The sequence below is a fragment of the Methylobacterium sp. J-070 genome, assembly GCF_022829385.1.
In the GTDB taxonomy this organism is placed as follows: Bacteria; Pseudomonadota; Alphaproteobacteria; order Rhizobiales; family Beijerinckiaceae; genus Methylobacterium.
Map to the genome: position 1 here is coordinate 71,869 of NZ_JAKSXX010000151.1, position 17,761 is coordinate 89,629.

17 protein-coding genes are annotated in these 17,761 nt (G+C 72.3%); 13 read left to right on the plus strand and 4 right to left on the minus strand.

Annotated elements, in window-relative coordinates:
• Window positions 1-310: 310 nt before the first annotated feature.
• Window positions 311-2,065, plus strand: a complete 1,755-nt coding sequence (locus MKL01_RS15660) for a DEAD/DEAH box helicase (RefSeq protein WP_243906133.1) — start codon at window positions 311-313, stop codon at window positions 2,063-2,065.
• 142 nt (window positions 2,066-2,207) lie between these two features.
• On the opposite strand, the gene MKL01_RS15665 is transcribed toward MKL01_RS15660, so the two are convergent.
• Window positions 2,208-3,026 (minus strand): hypothetical protein, encoded by an 819-nt coding sequence (locus MKL01_RS15665; RefSeq protein WP_243906134.1) that lies wholly within the window; start codon window positions 3,024-3,026, stop codon window positions 2,208-2,210.
• 256 nt (window positions 3,027-3,282) lie between these two features.
• Between MKL01_RS15665 and MKL01_RS15670 the strand changes: the two genes are divergently transcribed.
• From MKL01_RS15670 to MKL01_RS15705, 8 genes are all read left to right on the plus strand, one after another.
• Complete coding sequence (locus MKL01_RS15670) at window positions 3,283-4,749, plus strand: ATP-binding protein (RefSeq protein WP_243906135.1); 1,467 nt, start codon at window positions 3,283-3,285, stop codon at window positions 4,747-4,749.
• Window positions 4,746-5,420, plus strand: coding sequence for a response regulator (locus MKL01_RS15675; RefSeq protein WP_243906136.1), 675 nt, complete (start codon window positions 4,746-4,748; stop codon window positions 5,418-5,420). Before MKL01_RS15670 ends, MKL01_RS15675 begins: the two co-directional genes overlap by 4 nt.
• Window positions 5,421-5,468: 48 nt before the next feature.
• Complete coding sequence (locus MKL01_RS15680; RefSeq protein ID WP_243906137.1) at window positions 5,469-6,152, plus strand: TenA family protein; 684 nt, start codon at window positions 5,469-5,471, stop codon at window positions 6,150-6,152.
• Window positions 6,149-6,931 carry a DJ-1/PfpI family protein gene (locus MKL01_RS15685; protein ID WP_243906138.1) on the plus strand — a complete coding sequence of 261 codons (783 nt, stop codon included), beginning with the start codon at window positions 6,149-6,151 and terminating at the stop codon, window positions 6,929-6,931. Before MKL01_RS15680 ends, MKL01_RS15685 begins: the two co-directional genes overlap by 4 nt.
• Window positions 6,932-7,043: 112 nt before the next feature.
• A complete protein-coding gene (locus MKL01_RS15690; RefSeq protein WP_243906139.1) occupies window positions 7,044-7,502 on the plus strand; it encodes a TerB family tellurite resistance protein in 459 nt (152 codons plus the stop codon).
• 15 nt (window positions 7,503-7,517) lie between these two features.
• Entirely contained in the window at window positions 7,518-7,922 is a 405-nt protein-coding gene (locus MKL01_RS15695; protein WP_243906140.1) for a CidA/LrgA family protein, read from the plus strand.
• Window positions 7,923-7,925: 3 nt separating this feature from the next.
• The gene (locus MKL01_RS15700) at window positions 7,926-8,642 is read left to right on the plus strand and encodes an LrgB family protein (RefSeq protein WP_243906141.1); all 717 of its coding nucleotides are present in this window, start codon (window positions 7,926-7,928) and stop codon (window positions 8,640-8,642) included.
• Between the two features lie 347 nt (window positions 8,643-8,989).
• Entirely contained in the window at window positions 8,990-9,397 is a 408-nt protein-coding gene (locus tag MKL01_RS15705; RefSeq protein ID WP_243906142.1) for a MucR family transcriptional regulator, read from the plus strand.
• A 16-nt stretch (window positions 9,398-9,413) separates the two neighbouring features.
• On the opposite strand, the gene MKL01_RS15710 is transcribed toward MKL01_RS15705, so the two are convergent.
• Together MKL01_RS15710 and MKL01_RS15715 are read right to left on the minus strand one after the other, a co-directional pair.
• The gene (locus tag MKL01_RS15710) at window positions 9,414-12,080 is read right to left on the minus strand and encodes an MGH1-like glycoside hydrolase domain-containing protein (protein WP_243906143.1); all 2,667 of its coding nucleotides are present in this window, start codon (window positions 12,078-12,080) and stop codon (window positions 9,414-9,416) included.
• Between the two features lie 77 nt (window positions 12,081-12,157).
• The gene (locus MKL01_RS15715; RefSeq protein ID WP_243906144.1) at window positions 12,158-12,823 is read right to left on the minus strand and encodes an HAD-IA family hydrolase; all 666 of its coding nucleotides are present in this window, start codon (window positions 12,821-12,823) and stop codon (window positions 12,158-12,160) included.
• Between the two features lie 183 nt (window positions 12,824-13,006).
• Here MKL01_RS15715 and trpA point away from each other — a divergent pair, with 183 nt between their 5' ends.
• From trpA to MKL01_RS15735, 4 genes are all read left to right on the plus strand, one after another.
• Entirely contained in the window at window positions 13,007-13,846 is an 840-nt protein-coding gene (gene trpA / locus MKL01_RS15720; RefSeq protein WP_243906145.1) for a tryptophan synthase subunit alpha, read from the plus strand.
• Between the two features lie 72 nt (window positions 13,847-13,918).
• Window positions 13,919-14,815 (plus strand): acetyl-CoA carboxylase, carboxyltransferase subunit beta, encoded by an 897-nt coding sequence (gene accD / locus MKL01_RS15725; RefSeq protein ID WP_243906146.1) that lies wholly within the window; start codon window positions 13,919-13,921, stop codon window positions 14,813-14,815.
• A gap of 10 nt (window positions 14,816-14,825) precedes the next feature.
• Window positions 14,826-16,151 carry a bifunctional folylpolyglutamate synthase/dihydrofolate synthase gene (locus MKL01_RS15730; RefSeq protein WP_243906147.1) on the plus strand — a complete coding sequence of 442 codons (1,326 nt, stop codon included), beginning with the start codon at window positions 14,826-14,828 and terminating at the stop codon, window positions 16,149-16,151.
• A gap of 234 nt (window positions 16,152-16,385) precedes the next feature.
• Window positions 16,386-17,279 carry an outer membrane protein gene (locus tag MKL01_RS15735; protein ID WP_243906148.1) on the plus strand — a complete coding sequence of 298 codons (894 nt, stop codon included), beginning with the start codon at window positions 16,386-16,388 and terminating at the stop codon, window positions 17,277-17,279.
• 113 nt (window positions 17,280-17,392) lie between these two features.
• On the opposite strand, the gene trxA is transcribed toward MKL01_RS15735, so the two are convergent.
• Window positions 17,393-17,716 carry a thioredoxin gene (trxA, locus tag MKL01_RS15740; protein WP_010682902.1) on the minus strand — a complete coding sequence of 108 codons (324 nt, stop codon included), beginning with the start codon at window positions 17,714-17,716 and terminating at the stop codon, window positions 17,393-17,395.
• Window positions 17,717-17,761: the final 45 nt, after the last annotated feature.

Consider the following 17,761-nt stretch of genomic DNA (forward strand, 5'->3'; position numbering starts at 1 on the left):
AGGTCTCCGGTGAGGCCGCGTCGGCCCCGGGAGGGGCGATGCTAGACCATGTCACGGTCCTTATGCATGGCGAGACCTGCAGGACGCCACCGAAGCGGGGCCGGGGCGGCCGATGTGACTGGGAGGCCGGCCCGGCCGATGGTCGCATCCCGGATCGGGCGCGCGCAACCGCCCCATGCTGCGGCGGGAGTGGTCAGTCGGCTCGCTTGGCGTTACATTCCCCGGACCCGAATAAAGTCCGGCGCCTGATCTCTCCGCCGCGCGATGGCGCGCTGCTGGGCGCGGCGCGGCCGTTGAGAGTTTCCGACACTTGCCTTTCCCGACCTTGCCCGCCCCCCTCGCGCGGGCCTTGAGCGACCGCGGCTACGCCGATCCCACCCCGGTTCAGGCCGCAGTCCTGGAGGCGGCCGCCGGCTCTCGCGATCTCCTCGTCTCCGCGCAGACCGGCTCCGGCAAGACCGTGGCATACGGCCTCGCGATGGCCAACATGCTCATGGGCGCGGAGGAGATGCTGCAGCCGCCGGCGGCGCCGCTCGCCCTGGTCATCGCCCCCACCCGGGAGCTCGCCCTCCAGGTGCAGCGCGAGCTGCTGTGGCTCTACGCCCCGGCGGGCGGTCGCGTGACCGCCTGCGTCGGCGGCATGGATCCGCGCCGGGAGAGCCGGATGCTGGCCGAAGGCACCCACATCGTCGTCGGGACGCCGGGGCGCCTGCGCGACCATCTCGAACGCCGCAACCTCGACCCCACGGCGCTGCGGGCCGTGGTCCTCGACGAGGCCGACGAGATGCTGGACCTCGGCTTCCGGGAGGACATCGAGTTCATCCTGTCGGCCACGCCGCCGGCGCGGGCCACCTACCTGTTCTCCGCCACGCTGCCGAAGGGCATCGAGGCCCTGGCCGAGCGCTATCAGCGCGACGCCCTGCGCCTGGCGATCAAGGGCGAGACCAAGGGGCACGCCGACATCGCCTACCGGGCGGTGCGGATCATGCCGCGGGAGACCGAGCACGTCGTGCTCAACCTGCTCCGCGAGGCCGATGCCAAGACCGCGATGGTCTTCTGCAACACCCGCAACGCGGTGCGCCACCTCCAGGCGAACCTGACCGAGCGCGGCTTCTCCGTGGTGGCGCTCTCCGGCGAACTCGGGCAGGGCGACCGCAACGCCGCGCTCCAGGCCCTGCGCGACGGCCGCGCCCGGGTCTGCGTCGCCACCGACGTGGCCGCCCGCGGCATCGACCTGCCGTCCCTGAGCCTCGTGATCCACGCCGATCTGCCGCACGACGCCGAGGTGCTGCAGCACCGCAGCGGCCGCACCGGCCGTGCCGGGCGCAAGGGCACCTCGGTGCTGCTGATCCCGAATTCCCGCCGCCGCCGCGCCGAGCAGATGTTCGCCATCGCCAAGGTCAGTCCCGAATGGTCCGGGCCGCCGTCGGCCGACGACATCCGCCGGCTGGACGGCGAGCGCATGCTCTCCGATCCGCTCTTCGCCGAGCCGCCGGCGGAGGAGGATGTCGCCCTCGCCGAGACGCTGCTGGCGAGCAAGAGCCCGGAGGAGCTGGCCGCGCTGCTGGCCCGGGTCTACCGCACCCGCCTGCCGGCCCCCGAGGAGGTGAGCGATCCGGGCGAGGGGCGCGCACCGCGCGGCGAGCGTCCGCCCTACGATCCGATGAACCCCGAGCAGATCGCCGCCATGGGGCCGGCAGTCTGGTTCCGGCTCAATCTCGGCCGCCGCGACAATGCCGATCCGCGCCGCCTGCTGCCGATGCTGACCCGGCGGGGCGGCATCGGCCGCCAGGAGATCGGCGCCATCCGGATCTTCGACCGCGAGACCAAGTTCGAGATCCGGGGCAACGCGGCGGCCCGCTTCGCCGAGGCTTTCGCCCGCAACGGCTCGCCGGAAATCCAGGTCGAGGCGCTCGCGGGCGATGCCGGGCCGGCCGAGCGCAAGGGCGCCCCCGGCGGCCCGAAGGGCTTCGCGAGCCCGCGCGCCGGCAAGCATCAGCGCAAGGTCGATCGGTCCGGGCCGCGGGGCGACCACGGGCCCGGCCGCACCTCCGGCCGCGGCTGACCGACAATCCGTCAGGCGGACGCGGGGAGCCCCTCGGCTTCCCGCTCCGGACGCAAGGACGAAGGCGGTTTCGGATAAGCGCGTCGCGCCGAGGTCGTGGGTGCGGGGATGCGACCCGCGCTGCCGGGGCGGCGTCGTCTGCTCAGAAGACGTTCTTCACCGCTTCCCCGAGCGCGTCGACGCTCTCCTTCAGCTTGCGTCCGGCGGGGGCCAGGGACGGAAGCTTGATCCCGAGCACCTCGGTTTCCTCCGCAGCCGGCTCGGCCTGCGCCACAGCCGTGGTCGCACCGCCCCTGGGCCTGTCGGCCGTCTTCACCGCCGCCGGCGCCTTGTGGGCGGCGACCGCCTTGCGCGCGGGCTTCTCGGACTGGGCGGCGGCCGCGACCGGCTTCGGCGCGGCGGCCGGCTCGGCCCCTTCGCGGGCCCGCACGGTCTCGGAGGCGCGCGGAGGCTGAAGCGCGGCCACGCGGGTCGGAGGCAGGGGAACCACCTGACGGGCGGCCGCTATGGGCACGACCGGGGTCGGCACCGGGATGCGGCGGGTCGGCGCGGCCGTGGCGGCAGCCGCCTGCGCCGGCGCGGCGGACGGCGTGACCGGAACGGACAGGCCGGTCATCCGCGCGGCCGACGCCGCGGGCTCCGCCGGCCGATCGGCCTGCGCCGGCACGGGTGCCGGCAGCGCTGCGGTCCCGCCCGGTCCGGCCAGGGCGGGCAGCCCGTCCTTCAGGTCGGGCCAGTCGGCCGCCCGGCCGGACGCGGCCATCTGCATGGGTGAAGGCTTCACGGGGGCAGGGGCGGCGAGGCCGGCCATCAGGCTGGAGGCCGCCAGGGCGAAGCCGCCGAGCGCGCCGAGACCGGCCATCCCGACCAGGACCGTGCGCAGCCCGGGCTTCGACTCGGGCCGAAGCCGCGGACTCGCGTGCGCGCGGGTTTCGGAGGCGTCCAGGGCGAGATCGATCATGGTCCGGGGTCTCTGACACGATACACGACGCGCGCGACCGGGCTCCCCACGACCGGTCGCTTCCCTCCACAGATCGGAAGGTCGTCCGACACGGCCCCGATAGAGGAGCCGCAATACGGCGCAAAGATGTCGGTCCGGTCGGCGCTCCCGGCCAGTCGTGGCCACGCTATCCACAGGATATCCGCGCGTTGCTTAAGAATCCGTGCGCGGTCGAGCGCGTCATCGGGCGCGCCGCAGCGGCGATCCGACCCTCGGCATGGACTTCGGCGGCGCGCCGGTTATGCGTCTCGCGGTGGAGACCCGCCCGACCCTGCTTGCGACATCCGCGCCGCGCGCGCCCTCGGCGGGGCGATGGCCGTGGGTGACCTGGTCGACGCGCGCGCGCCTGATCGCCGTCGTGCTGTTGATCGACGCGCTGGCGGCCCTGATCTCCTGCGGCGTGGTCGTGCTGAACGCGCGCTCGGCGGTGCGGGTCGAGACCCGCGCCTCCCTGGCCACTGTCGAGTCCCTGGTCGCCGACACCATACGGCTGTCCGACGCCGCCTCGCCCGACACGCTCCTCCAGACCCTGGACCTGCGCTTCCAGGCCCTGCGGCACGTCCGCGTCGCGGTGCTGGACGCCGACGGGGTCCAGGTCGGCAACCCGGCGCTCCCGCAACGGTCGGAGCGCGCGGCGCCGCGCTGGTTCGCCGACCTGATCATGCCGCCGATCGAGCGCCACGCCGTGCCGATCGTGGTGGACGGGCGGCGCCTCGGGACCGCGCAGATCACCACGCAGCCCCTGGACGAGATCGACGAGATCTGGGGCTACGCCCGGGCGCTCTCGCTCACCACCCTGGCGATCAACGCCGCCATGCTGATCGCGCTCTACGTCGCCCTCGGCCGCATCCTGGCGCCCCTGCGGCGCCTGGGCGCCGGCCTGACGCAGCTGGAACACCACGATTACACCGCCCGCCTGCAGCCGCCCGGCGCCCAGGAACTCGCGGTGATCGCCGAACGCTTCAACAAGGTGGCCGAGGCCCTGGGCGAGGTCCGCGCCGCCAACGGACGCCTCAACCGGCAATTGCTCACCGCGCAGGACGACGAGCGCCGCCGCACCGCCCTCGAACTGCACGACGAGTTCGGCCCCTGCCTGTTCGCCCTGGAGGCCAACGCCGCCTCGATCGCGCGGATCGCATCGGGGCCGGGCGAACCCAGCCGCGAGAAGCTCGGCGCCCGGGCGGCCGAGATCAGCGCCATCGTCGGCCAGGTCCAGACCGTCAACCGGGAATTGCTGAACCGCCTGCGCCCGCACGGGCTCGGCGAGGCGCCGCTCGCCACCTGCCTCGACCTGCTCCTGCGCGGGTTCGGACAGCGTCATCCCGGCCTCGCCTTCACCGGCCGTTTCGATGGGCTCGCGCGCGGCTACGGCGACCTCGTCGACCTGACCGTCTTCCGCTGCGTCCAGGAGAGCGCCACCAACGCCGTGCGCCACGGCGCCGCGACCCGGGTCGAGGCCGACGCGACCGAGTCGGACGGAACGCTCGCCGTCGCGATCCGCGACAACGGCACCGGCATCCCGACGGAGCACGGCACCGGGCTCGGTCTGTCGGGGATGCGCGAGCGCGTCGAGGCGCTGGGGGGCACCTTCGCCCTTGACAATGCCGGTCCCGGCGCAATCGTCCGGATCACGATCCCCGTTCCGCCGGAGCGGGCCGACGAGAACAACGCGCCGAGCGCATGAACGCCATCGCCTCCCAGATCGACGCCGCCGCCACGCGCCTGCCGGTTCTCGTGATCGACGACCATCCGATCGTCCTCCAGGGCTGTCGACGCGTGCTGGAGGATGCCGGCGTCGAGACCATCGCGGAGGCGACCACGGTGGTGGGCGGCTACCGCATCTTCCACAGGCTCCGCCCGCCGGTCGTGATCTGCGACCTGACCTTCCAGGGCAGCGGCATGGCCGGCCTCGGCCTGATCCGGCGGATCCGGGCGGTGGCCCCCGAGACGCGCATCCTGGTCTTCAGCATGCACAACGATCCGGTGATCGTCGCCCGGGCGCTGGAGGCGGGGGCGCTCGGCTACGTCCTGAAGGACCATGCGTCGGCCGAGCTGTTCGAGGCCTTCGGCAAGGTGCGGATCGGCGAGGTCTACCTGGACCGGCGGCTCGCCACCGAGGTGGCGATGCTCCGGGCCGACGCCCGCCGCACGCCGGAATCGCAGCTCACGCCGCGGGAGCAGCAGATCCTGGCGCGGCTCGCGCAGGGCCGCTCCTACGGCGCCATCGCGGCCGACCTGTCGGTGAGCTACAAGACCGTGACCAATGCCTGCTCGCAGATGCGCCAGAAGCTCGGGGTGCGCACGCTGGCCGAGCTGATCCACGTGGCCGTGACCCATGCACAGCGGCAGGGTTGAGGCATGACGGATCCCGGATCGGCAGCTCCCGGGTCGACAGCGCCCGGCGTGTCCGGCGACGGCGGCCCGGGCTCGTTCTCCCGGGAGGCCTGGGCACGCAACGCCGCGGCCTACGAGACGATCCGGTCGATGCCGTTCAACGCCGAACTCGCCGCGGGCACGCTGCGGCAGGACCGGTTCCGGCACTACATCGTGCAGGACGCGCATTACCTGATCGGCTTCGGCCGGGCGCTCAGCCTCGCCGCCGCGAAGGCGCCGGAGCCGGACGGGATCGTGCAGTTCTCCAGGGCCGCCCAGGAGGCGATCGTCGTGGAGCGCGCGCTGCACGGCGGCTTCTTCCGCGACTACGCGATCGGTCCGGACACGTTCGCCGCCACGCCGCTCACACCGGCCTGCGACCACTACGTCTGCTACCTGCTGGCCACGGCCTACGCCGAGCCGTTCGAGGTGGTCTGCGCCGCGCTGCTGCCCTGCTTCTGGATCTACAAGGCGGTGGGCGACGACATCGTCGCCCGCGCGGAATTCGGCAACCCGTACCAGGCCTGGATCGACACCTACGCGGGCGCGGATTTCGCCGACGCGGTGGCGGCCATGATCGCCGCCACAAATCGGGCGGCCCGGGACGCGTCCCCCGCCGTGCGGGAGCGGATGCACCGGGCTTTCGCGCAGGCCACCCGCCTCGAATGGATGTTCTGGGACAGCGCCTATCGCGACGCCGCCTGGCCCCTATGACGAATCCCGGGCCGAGCCGGCGCGCACTCGTAACCGCCGCGCTGGCTTCGAGCGCGCTCTGGCCGCGGCGCCCGACGGCGGCCGAGGCGCCCGCCCCGATCCCGCAGGACCGTCCGGTCCGCATCGCGATGCTGCTGTTCCCGGGGCTGACCGCCCTGGACCTCGTGGGGCCGCAGGCGCTCCTGGCCGGCCTGGCCCCCGGTAGCCTCCATCTCGTCGCCGAGACCGCGGGCCCGGTGGCGAGCGATACCGGCCTCGCCCTCGTGGCGACCGACACCTTCGCCCGCTGTCCGGACGATCTCGACGTCCTGTTCGTGCCCGGCGGCGACGGCACGCCGGCGCAGATGCGGAACCCCGTCCTCCTGGACTTCCTGCGGGACCGTGCCGCCCGGGCCGGCTGGGTGGCGAGCGTCTGCACCGGCGCGCTGATCCTCGGCGCCGCCGGCCTGCTGCGCGGCTACCGCGCCACCACGCATTGGTGCGTGCGCGACGCGGTTCTGCCGCTCCTGGGCGCCGAGCCGGTGGCGGAGCGCGTCGTCTTCGACCGCAACCGCGTCACGGCGGCCGGGATCTCGGCGGGACTCGACCTCGGCTTGGCCCTGGCCGCCCGCCTGCGCGGCCCGGACTACGCCCGGACCGCCCAGCTCGTGGCCGAGTACGCCCCCGCGCCGCCCTTCCGGGCCGGCACGCCCGCGGAGGCCGGTGCCGCCACCGTCCGGGCGGCGGACGCGATCCTGGCGCCCCTCGTGGCCGGCGCGACGGAGGCGGCGCGCCGCTGAGCGTGGCATGAGCGATGCAGCCGCGCCACGCCCGCCGCCGACCTGCGGCGTCAACCTTGACGGCCGGGTGCGCCGGGCCGAACTGTGCGGTCTCAGATCCGCCGGAGCCACCATGTCCCTGATCGCACGCCTGCGCGCCTACGCGGCCGAGGCCCTCGGCGTCGGCCAGAGCGAGGTCGGGGACGACACGCATCTCGCGGCCACCGCGCTCCTCGTCCATGTGGCGCGGGTCGACGGCATCCTGGACCCGTCGGAGAGCGAGCGCCTGTCCCGGCTCGTGGAGGGCCATTACGCCGACGGACCGGACGCGGCGCGCGCGCTGATCGAGCGGGCCACTGCGGTGGATGCCGAGAACCGCGACGTGGTCAGTCTCGTCGAGATGCTCCCCCACGAGGCCGACAGATCCGAGCGTCAGGAGCTGTTGACGATGGCGTGGTCGGTCGCCGCGGCGGACGGCCATGTCGACGAATTCGAGGAGGCGCTGGTGGAACGCCTCGGCCGGCTCCTGGGGTTCGATGACGCCGCCGTCGCCGCCGCCCGCCGGAGCGGGCAGCAGGACAGCCCGGCCTGACTTCAGGGGCGGCCGATGATCGCGAGCCTCGCGCTGATCCTCCTCGCCCAACTCCTGGGCGAGATCCTGGCCCGCGGTGCGGGCGTGCCGATCCCGGGACCGGTGCTCGGCATGGGGCTCATGTTCGTCTTCCTGCTGCTGCGCGACAACACCCGCATCGGGCTGCCGCGCTACCTGCCGCGGCCGCTCACTGACGGCACCCTCGAGTCGACGGCTCGGGGGCTCCTGATGAACCTGTCGCTGATGTTCGTGCCGGCCGGCGTCGGTGTCGTCGGCCGGCTGGACCTCCTGCGGGCGCAGGGCATCAAGCTCGCCCTCGTGCTGGTGGTCTCGACGGCCCTCTCCCTGCTCGTCACCGTCCTGGTGTTCCGCGCCGTCGCGGCCCGCGTGGAACGGGGCAGGCCGGACCGGGAGCCCTGAGCGATGGCCGGCGATTTCTCCCTCTGGGTCTACCTCGCCAAGACGCCGCTGCTGTGGCTGACGGTGACGCTGACGGCCTACGTCCTGGCCGACCGGATCGCCGCCGCGACCGGACGGCACCCGATCGCCAACCCGGTGCTGATCACGGTGGTGCTGGTCGGTAGCGTCCTGGCGGTGTCCGGCACGCCCTATCCCGCGTATTTCGAGGGCGCGCAGTTCGTGCACTTCCTCCTCGGGCCCGCAACCGTGGTGCTGGCCATGCCGCTCTACGAGCGGCGGGCGACCGTGATGCGCGCGCTGGTGCCCATGCTGACCGCGCTGGCGGCCGGCGCGGCGACGACCCTCGCGGTCGTGATCGGGCTGGCACGGCTGCTCGACATCCCGCATGCGGTGGTGGTCTCGCTGGCGCCGAAATCCGTGACCTCCGGCGTCGCGATGGGCATCGCGGAGGCCCTCGGCGGCGATCCGACGCTCACCGCCATCCTGGTGATCCTCACCGGCATCATCGGCGCGATCCTGGTGACGCCGATGATGAACGCTCTGCGGATCAGCGACATGCGCGCCCGCGGATTCGCGGCGGGGCTCGCCGCCCACGGCATCGGCACGGCCCGCGCCTTCCAGGTCAGCGAGGTCGCCGGCACCTTCGCGGGCATCGCCATGGGCCTGAACGCCTTCCTGACGGCGATCCTGGCGCCCCTGGCGCTCCACCTGCTGTCCTGAATCCGGCCGCGGTCCCGCGCGCCGGACCGCGTCGGGCGCCGGACCGGCCATCCGCAGATCCGCTCCGTGATCGGCCGCCCTGCCGCCGCGGGCCCGGTCCCGCCCGGGTCGCTGGCGATCCCAGGGCGCGTGGCCGGTGAGTCTTCGTCGTCGCACCTCAGCGCAATCGACATCGCCGCACCGCCGCGGCGTTGACCGATGATCTCTACCAAAAGTAGAGATTATTCCCGGAGCAATGCGCGGCCAGGTTGTGGTTCGGCCGAGCCGGCGCTGAGTGGCCGGCGGGATCGGGACCTGCGCCGACATCGCGTGCCCCGGAACCATGAAGTCTAGCTGAGGAGACGACCATGACCGCCGGCTCGCCGAGTGTTGGACTCGCCGCGAAGATCCTGAGCGCCTACGTGGCGCGCAACAGCGTCTCGGTCGGCAGCCTGCCGGACCTGCTCTGCGAGGTCCATCGCTCGATCACGGCGCTCGGCGCGGCGCCGCAAGCGCCGGCCCGGCGTGCGACCGAGGCGCAGATCCTGGCGTCGATCCAGCCCGAGTCGCTCATCAGCTTCGAGGACGGAAAGCCCTACAAGACGTTGCGGCGCCACCTGACCATCCGCGGCCTGACGCCGGAAACCTACAAGGCCAAGTGGGGCCTGCCGATGGACTATCCGATGGTCTCGGCCGCCTACAGCGCCCGCCGTTCCACGATCTCGCGCGAGATTGGCCACAGCCAGCGCATGCGGATGGCACAGGCCGCGGAATAGCCGGACGCGTCCGCCGTCACGGCTCGCCCGGATCCGGCGTCGGCACGGTCGCGGCCTCCTGGATCAGCAGGGCCACGAGCCCGGACCAGCCGGTCTGGTGGGAGGCGCCGACCCCGCGGCCCGTATCGCCGTCGTAATATTCGTAGAACAGGACGAGGTCGCGGAAATGCGGATCCGCCTGCTCGATCCGGCTGTCGCCGTAGACCGGCCGCCGCCCGTCCGGCCCCCGGGTCGAGAGGCCGATCAGGCCCCGGGCGAGGCGCTGGGCGATCTCGCGGAGGGACGCGGTCCGTCCCGAGCCGGTGGGCGCCTCCACGCGGAAGTCGGAGCCGTAATAGTCGTGGAAGCGGTTCAGCCCGGCGATGAGCAGGTAGTTCACCGGCATCCAGACCGGTCCGCGCCAGTTCGAGTTGCCGCCGAACAGGCGTGAGCGCGATTCCGCGGGTTCGTAGGCGAGGCCGAGATCGTGGCCGCCCCACGCGAAGCGGAAGGGCTTGTCCGCGTAGGCCCGGGAGACGCCGCGCAGGCCGTGATCCGAGAGGAACTCGTCCGGGTCGAGCGCGCGGTGCAGGAGCGCCTTGAGACGGTGCCCGCGCAGCAGCGAGAGCAGGGCGGTCTGTCCCTGACCGGGCTCGTTCCAGCGCGAGACCAGAGCGGCGAGGTCGGGGCGGTTCTTCAGGAAGAACACCATGCGGTTGCGGAGGGACGGCAGCCTCTGCAGGTCGCACTCGTCGATGGTCGCCACCGCGAGGATCGGGATCAGGCCCACCAGGGTGCGGGCGCGGATCGGCAGGCGCCGTCCGTCGCTCGTCTCGATCACGTCGTAGAAGAAGCCGTCCGCCTCGTCCCACACGCCGTCGCCGGTCGCCGCCGCGATGAGGAGGAAATGCTCGAAGAACTTCTCCGCCATGTCCTCGTAGGTCGGGTCCAGCAGCGCCAGCTCGATGGCGATGCGCATCAGGTTGAGCGCGTAGGTCGCCATCCAGGCGGTGGCATCCGACTGGGTGAGGGTGGCGCCGTCGCCCACCGGCTTCGACCGGTCGAAGATCCCGATGTTGTCGAGGCCCAGGAAGCCGCCCTGGAACAGGTTGCGGTCGTCGGCATCCTTGCGGTTGACCCACCAGGTGAAGTTCAGGGTCAGCTTGTTGAAGATGCGCTTGAGGAAGGCGTGGTCCGGCGTGCCGGTGAGCGCGCGGTCGAGCTCGAACACCCGCCAGGCGGCGAGGGCGTGGACCGGCGGGTTGGCGTCCCCGAAGCCCCATTCGTAGGCCGGAAGCGCCGCGTTCGGATGGGCGTAGGCCTCGTCGACGAGGAGCAGGAGCTGTGCCTTTGCGAAATCGGGATCGATGAGCGCGAAGACGATCGCCTGAAGGGCGAGGTCCCAGGAGGCGAACCAGGGATATTCCCAGGCGTCCGGCATCGAGATGATGTCGTTGGCGCGCAGGTGCGCCCAGTCGCCGTTGCGCCCCTGCCGCCGACCGGGCGCGGGGGCGGGCTGGGCCGGGTCGCCGGCGAGCCACTCGCGCACGTCGTAATGGTAGAGCTGCTTCGACCAGAGCATGCCGGCCAGCGCCTGCCGCTGGACGAGCCGCATCTCGGGATCGGCGATGGGTGCCTGCAGGGCCGCGTAGAACGCGTCCGTCTCCGCCGCGCGCTCCGCGAACACCGCGTCGAAATCCGCGAAGGGCTGGCCCGACGCGGACTCGGCGCGCAGGCGCAGCCGCAGGGTCCGCGTCTCCCCCGGGGCGAGATGCAGGTCGAAGCGCGCGGCGCACTTGGTGCCCGACAGCCTGTTGGCCGCGTCCGGGTCGCCGCCCACGACGCAGCGGTCGATCCCGTCCTTGTAGAAGCCCGCCGCGGGGCCGCTGCCGAACAGCCTGTGGGTGTTCGTCTCGTTCTCGGTGAACAGCAGGTCCGTCGCGGCCTCGGCGAAGAAGCGCATCGGCGGCAGCTCGGGATGGCGCGCCCAGACCGAGCCGTCGGATCCGGCCATCAGCTCCGGCCGCGCGACACCCTGCTTCCACGACCAGGTGTTGCGCGCCCAGAGCTGCGGCAGCAGCGTCAGGTCGGCGGGGTCCGGCCCGCGGTTGGTGGCGGTGACGCGCATCAGGATGTCGTCGGCCGACGCCTTGGCGTAGGCGATCTCGACATCGAAGTAGCGGCCCTCGTCGAACAGGCCGGTGTCGAGCAGCTCGTATTCCGGATCGTCGAGACCGCGCCGGGCATTCTCCGCGACCAGCCCGCCATAGGGATATTCGCCCTGCGGATATTTGTAGAGCATCCGCATGAACGCGTGGGTGGGGACGCCGTCGAGGTAGTAGTAGAGTTCCTTGACGTCCTCGCCGTGGTTGCCCTCCTGGTTGGTCAGGCCGAACAGGCGCTCCTTCAGGATCGGGTCGCGGCCGTTCCACAGGGCGAGGGACAGGCACCAGTTCAGATGCCGGTCGCCGAAGCCGCCGATCCCGTCCTCCCCCCAGCGGTAGGCCCGGGACCGGGCGTGATCGTGCGGCAGGTAGTCCCAGGCGTCGCCGCCCGGGCTGTAATCCTCCCGGACCGTGCCCCATTGCCGGTCGCTGAGATACGGACCCCACCGGCGCCAGGCCGGGTCGGTGCGCGCCTCGGCGAGCCGGCGGCCTTCGGCGGTCCCGAAGAGGTTGGACGGCGCGCCATCGGTCAGAATCATCGGCGGGCGGCTCCCGGATCCGGCATCGCGCGGGCGGATACTGCCGCGTCCGGCGCGGGAAAAGTCAACGGCCTCGCTCAGGCCGTCGGGATCACGCGGATCCCGTCCGGGGCGGCCTCGACGCGAAGCCCCCGGTAATCCGGGATCTGGGCATGCCGGGAGACGGCCGGCTCGCGGTGCGTCGCGGTGACGACCATCACGGCCGCGCCCGCGGTCTCGGCGGCCCGGATGCCGGCCGGCGCGTCCTCGAACATCAGGCAGTCCGAGGCCGCGACACCGAGCCGCTCCGCCGCCAGCAGGACGCAGTCCGGCGCGGGCTTGCCCCGCGCCACGTCCTCGGCGGCGACCAGCAGGGCGGGCATCGGCATGCCGGCGGCCGCGAGGCGGCGCTCCGCCAGGGCGCGGGGCGCCGAGGTGACGATCGCCCAGCGCTCGCCGGGAAGCGCCCGGAGGAAGGCCCGCGCCCCGGGAATCTCGGCGATGTCGCCGACATCCTCCATCTCGGCCCGGGTGATCGCGGCGGCCTCGGCCTCGGGGTCGAGGCCGGGCAGGGCGAGGCGCCGGATCGTCTCCACCGAGCGCACCCCGTGGATCGTCGGCAGGAAGGCGGCCACGTCGAGGCCGTGCGCCCGGGCCCAGCGCGACCAAGCCCGCTCGGCCGACGCGATCGAGCTGATGATCGTGCCGTCCATGTCGAACAGGAACGCGGCGAAGCGGCGTGTCGGGACGCGGGGATCGGTCATGCCCGAGCGCTACCGGGGCGCCGCCGCGGCGGCAACCGCCCCTCGCGCAGGGGGGGCGAGCGCGCCCGGAGCCCGTGCCGCTGCCTCCGGACCGCCGCCGGCTTCACGGGCCGGCGCCTTTGGTGTAGCGCGGAGGCAATCCCGGGCCGCCAGAGGCCCCGTCACCGCGAAAACCACCCGACCATGCCGAGCCGCATCGACGCCACCTTCGCCCTCGCCCGCGCGGAGAACCGGGCCGTCCTCGTCACCTACGTGATGGCGGGCGATCCCGATCCCGAGACCTCCCTGGAACTCCTGAAGGCGCTGCCCGGCGCCGGTGCCGACATCCTGGAATTCGGCCTGCCCTTCACCGACCCGATGGCGGACGGCCCGGCGATCCAGGCGGCGGGGCTGCGGGCCCTGAAGGCCAAGCAGACCGTGCCCGGCACGCTCGACCTCGTGCGCCGCTTCCGCGCCGGGAACGACACCACGCCGGTGGTTCTGATGGGTTACTACAACCCGATCCACACCTACGGCGTCGACCGGTTCCTCGACGACGCGGTGTCGGCCGGCGTCGACGGCCTGATCGTGGTCGACCTGCCGCCGGAGGAGGACGCCGAGCTGTGCCTGCCGGCCCTGGCCAAGGGGCTGGCCTTCATCCGGCTGGCGACGCCCACCACCGACGAGCGGCGCCTGCCGGCGGTGCTCGCGAATACGGCGGGCTTCGTCTACTACGTGTCGATCACCGGGGTGACGGGGACGGCGACGCCCGATTTCGGCAAGGTCTCGGAGGCGGTCGCGCGCATCCGGCGCCACACCGACCTGCCCGTGGTCGTCGGCTTCGGCGTGAAGACCGGTGCCCATGCGGCGGCCATCGCCGAGGGCGCGGACGGCGTCGTGGTCGGCTCGGCGCTGGTCGACACGCTCGTGCGCTCGCTCGACGGCGACGGCCGGCCCCAGGCCGGGAGCGTCCCGGCGGTGGTGGACCTGGTGCGTGAGCTGGCCGAGGGCGTACGTGTCGCGGGCGTCGGGCGGGCCGCCTGAGCGGCCGGCCCTGGCGGCGGGCCACGCCGAACCTGATATCAGCGCAGGCTTGAAGCGGACGGACGCGAGTCGATGGTCGAACCGATGAACTGGATCTCGGAGGTGGTGCGCCCCCGGATCAAGACCCTGTTCAAGCGCGAAACGCCCGAGAACCTCTGGGTCAAGTGCCCGGATACCGGGCAGATGGTGTTCCACAAGGAGGTGGAGGCCAACCACTGGGTCATTCCCGGTTCCGAGCACCACCTGAAGATGGGCGCCCCGGCGCGCCTGAAGATGATGTTCGACGAGGGCACCTGGATCGACGTGGCCCTGCCCGAGGTCGCCCCCGATCCGCTGAAGTTCCGCGACGAGAAGCGCTACGCCGACCGGCTCAAGGAGGCGCGCGCCAAGACCGGGCTGCAGGACGCGTTCAAGATCGGCTTCGGCCGGGTCGGCGGCCTGCCGATGGTGCTGGCCGCGCAGGAATTCGGCTTCATGGCCGGATCGCTCGGCATGGCGGCGGGCGAGGCCTTCGTGCGCGGCGCCGAGACGGCGCTGGAGAAGCGCACGCCCTACGTGCTGTTCTCGGCCTCGGGCGGCGCCCGGATGCAGGAGGGCATCCTGTCGCTCATGCAGATGCCCCGGACCACCGTGGCGGTACGCCGCCTCAACGCGGCCCGGCTGCCCTACATCGTGGTGCTGACGAACCCGACCACCGGCGGCGTCACCGCCTCCTACGCGATGCTGGGCGATGTGCACCTCGCCGAGCCGGGCGCCCTGATCTGCTTCGCCGGCCCCCGGGTGATCGAGCAGACCATCCGGGAGAAGCTGCCGGACGGGTTCCAGCGGGCCGAGTACCTGCGCGAGCACGGCATGGTCGACCAAGTGGTCCACCGCCACCAGCTCAAGGAGACGATCACGCGCCTGTGCAAGCTCCTCACCAACGCCGCCGAGGCGAACCCGGTGGTCGCCGCCCCCGAGGCGGCCTGAGGCCCGCGCGATGGCCTCGTCCGACGCCCTGATGGCGCGCTTCCTGGCGCTGCATCCCCGCACCATCGACCTGTCGCTCGGCCGGATCGAGCGGCTGCTCAAGCGCCTGAACCACCCGGAGCGTCGGCTGCCGCCGGTCATCCATGTGGCCGGGACGAACGGCAAGGGCTCGACCATCGCGTTCATGCGGGCGATCCTCGAAGCCGGCGGCCTCGCCGCGCATGTCTACACCTCGCCGCACCTCGTCCGCTTCCACGAGCGCATCCGCATCGGCGGCATCGGCGGCGGCCATTTCGTCGACGAGGACCGCCTGGCCGACGCGTTCTCGCGCTGCGAGACCGCCAACGCCGGCGAGCCGATCACCATGTTCGAGATCACCACGGCGGCGGCGCTGCTGCTGTTCTCGGAGAGCCCGGCCGACGTGCTGTTGCTCGAGGTCGGCCTCGGCGGCCGGCTCGATGCCACCAACGTGATCGACCAGCCGGCCTGCGCGGTGGTCACGCCGATCGGGCGCGACCACGCCGAGTATCTCGGCGACACGGTCGAGTCGGTGGCGACGGAGAAGGCCGGGATCTTCAAGCGCGGCTGCCCGGCCGTGATCGCCGCCCAGGACTACGCCGAGGCGGATGCGGTGCTGTGCCGGCGCGCCGAGGCGGTCGGGGCCGGGCCGATCCTGGTCGGCAACCAGGATTTCTCCGTGCACGAGGAGCGCGGCCGCCTCGTCTACCAGGACGAGACAGACCTGTTCGACCTGCCGCGCCCCAAGCTCGCCGGCCGCCATCAGCTGGTCAATGCCGGCACGGCCATCACCGCCCTGCGCGCCGCCGGATTCGGCGACATCGGCACGACGGCGCTGGAGAAGGGGCTCACCGAGGTCGATTGGCCGGGACGGCTGCAGCGTCTCGGCCGGGGGCGCCTCGCCGCGCAGGTCGATGCCGGTGCCGAGCTGTGGCTCGACGGCGGCCACAACATCGACGGCGGCCGGATCCTCGCCGCCGCGATGGCGGATCTCGGCGAGCGCAGCGACGTGCCCCTGGTGCTGATCGTGGGTCTCCTCGGCACCAAGGATGCCGACGGCTTCCTGCGCAACTTCGTGGGCCTGGCGCGCGCCCTCGTGGCGGTCCCGATCACCGGGACGATGGCGGCGCGCCCCGCTGACGAGGTGGCGCGGATCGGCGAGAGCGTCGGCCTCTCCACCTACGCCGCGCCGAGCATCGAGGCGGCGCTCGCCCTGGTGAAGGACATCGCCTTCGAGCGGCCCCCGCGGATCCTGATCTGCGGATCGCTCTACCTGGCGGGGCTGGTGCTCGCGGCCAACGACACGCCGCCGGTCTGAGTCGACCGGCAACGGATGGGCGCGGCCGTCACGGCGCCGACAGCCGGTATTGCCGCGGAACATCTGGCGAGGTCTGATTTCCGGGCGCCCGAGGCCGTCGATTCGCCGTAATCGACCGGACCGAATTCGCGGCACGGCTACGCTTTCCCCGCGCTGTGGCAGCTAAGCTACATCCACGGCGGGCACGATCGCTTAATTTCCCAGGCGATCGGGCTAATGCTGGGGACCACAGTAATGAAGAAGCTTCTCACCTCTCTTGCAGCGTTTACGGCGCTCACCGCCGCCGCCACTGCGGCGGATCTGCCGCGCCGCGCTCCGCCGCCGGTGTTCACCCCCGTGCCGGTGTTCACCTGGACGGGCGCCTATTTCGGTATCAACGCCGGCTACGGCTTCGATGCCAGCTCCAACCAGGCCAACGGCTTCGTGCAGACCCCGGGCAACCCGGTCGCGATCTCGCCCGCCGGCGCCTTCGTTCCGGCCATCCTGGCCACCGGGTCCTCGCTGACCTACGGCCGCAACAACAACGAAGGCTTCACCGGTGGTGGCCAGATCGGCTACAACTACCAGTTCACGCCGGGCTCCGGTGTGGTCGTGGGCTTCGAGGCCGACGCCCAGTATGTCGACTTCGGCAACCGTCGGCAGAGCTACCTCGTCAACGGTGCGGTCGGGCCGGCCTTCGGCTCCTTCGTGCCCACCAACGGCCTGCTGAGCACGCTCGACTTCTTCGGCACGGTCCGCGGCCGCCTCGGCTACGCCTTCGACCGGGTCCTGTTCTACGGCACCGGCGGCTTCGCCTACGCCACGGGCGACCAGGGCGCGCGCGTCGCGTTCCAGAACTTCGCCGGCAGCCGCAGCAGCTTCGTCACCGGCTGGACCGTCGGCGGCGGCATCGAGTACGCCCTGCCCACCGACTCGTTCCTGAACTTCTTCCGCTCCTCGGCCGTCACGCTCAAGGTCGAAGGCCTGTACGTGAACCTCGACCAGGGCCGGAACTCGGGTCTGCCGCTGGTCGGCGGTCTCGTCACGGGCGCCGGTCTGGTGCCGGTGTTCAACAACGTCCCGGTGCGCAACTCCAACGACTTCGCCGTCATCCGCGCCGGCCTGAACTACAAGTTCGGCTCGTACTGAGACCGGACGAAGGACCCCGGGCTCAAGCCCGGGGCCTCATAACAATTGGGTCTTGAAACCGAGAAAGCCCGGCCTCGCGGCCGGGCTTTCCTTTTGTCGCCGGGCCGGTCGGCTCAGGCGGTCTGCGCACCGATCCAGCGGGACAGGTCGCCCTTCGGGGCGGCGCCGACCTTCTGGTCGACCCGCTCGCCGTTCTTGAACAGCAGCAGGGTCGGGATCGACCGGATGCCGTACTGGGCGGCGATCTGCGGGTTCTCGTCGACATTCACCTTGGCGATCTTCACCTTGCCCTGAAGATCGGTCGCGATCTCCTCGAGCGCCGGGCCGATCTGGCGACAGGGGCCGCACCACTCCGCCCAGAAATCCACCACGACCGGCTCGGCGGACTTGAGCACGTCCTGCTCGAAGCTCGCGTCGGTCACTTTCACCGTCGCCATCACGTCACCTTTCGGGATTCGCCGCGCATCGGGCGGCGTCGAGCG

Bases quoted from the DNA above. Each gene is read 5' to 3' on its own strand.
- MKL01_RS15665 (WP_243906134.1), bottom strand. From the start codon at position 3,026: ATGATCGATCTCGCCCTGGACGCCTCCGAAACCCGCGCGCACGCGAGT.
- MKL01_RS15670 (WP_243906135.1), top strand. From the start codon at position 3,283: ATGGACTTCGGCGGCGCGCCGGTTATGCGTCTCGCGGTGGAGACCCGC.
- MKL01_RS15675 (WP_243906136.1), top strand. From the start codon at position 4,746: ATGAACGCCATCGCCTCCCAGATCGACGCCGCCGCCACGCGCCTGCCG.
- MKL01_RS15685 (WP_243906138.1), top strand. From the start codon at position 6,149: ATGACGAATCCCGGGCCGAGCCGGCGCGCACTCGTAACCGCCGCGCTG.
- MKL01_RS15690 (WP_243906139.1), top strand. From the start codon at position 7,044: ATGTCCCTGATCGCACGCCTGCGCGCCTACGCGGCCGAGGCCCTCGGC.
- MKL01_RS15695 (WP_243906140.1), top strand. From the start codon at position 7,518: ATGATCGCGAGCCTCGCGCTGATCCTCCTCGCCCAACTCCTGGGCGAG.
- MKL01_RS15700 (WP_243906141.1), top strand. From the start codon at position 7,926: ATGGCCGGCGATTTCTCCCTCTGGGTCTACCTCGCCAAGACGCCGCTG.
- MKL01_RS15705 (WP_243906142.1), top strand. From the start codon at position 8,990: ATGACCGCCGGCTCGCCGAGTGTTGGACTCGCCGCGAAGATCCTGAGC.
- MKL01_RS15710 (WP_243906143.1), bottom strand. From the start codon at position 12,080: ATGATTCTGACCGATGGCGCGCCGTCCAACCTCTTCGGGACCGCCGAA.
- MKL01_RS15715 (WP_243906144.1), bottom strand. From the start codon at position 12,823: ATGACCGATCCCCGCGTCCCGACACGCCGCTTCGCCGCGTTCCTGTTC.
- trpA (WP_243906145.1), top strand. From the start codon at position 13,007: ATGCCGAGCCGCATCGACGCCACCTTCGCCCTCGCCCGCGCGGAGAAC.
- accD (WP_243906146.1), top strand. From the start codon at position 13,919: ATGGTCGAACCGATGAACTGGATCTCGGAGGTGGTGCGCCCCCGGATC.
- MKL01_RS15730 (WP_243906147.1), top strand. From the start codon at position 14,826: ATGGCCTCGTCCGACGCCCTGATGGCGCGCTTCCTGGCGCTGCATCCC.
- MKL01_RS15735 (WP_243906148.1), top strand. From the start codon at position 16,386: ATGAAGAAGCTTCTCACCTCTCTTGCAGCGTTTACGGCGCTCACCGCC.
- trxA (WP_010682902.1), bottom strand. From the start codon at position 17,716: ATGGCGACGGTGAAAGTGACCGACGCGAGCTTCGAGCAGGACGTGCTC.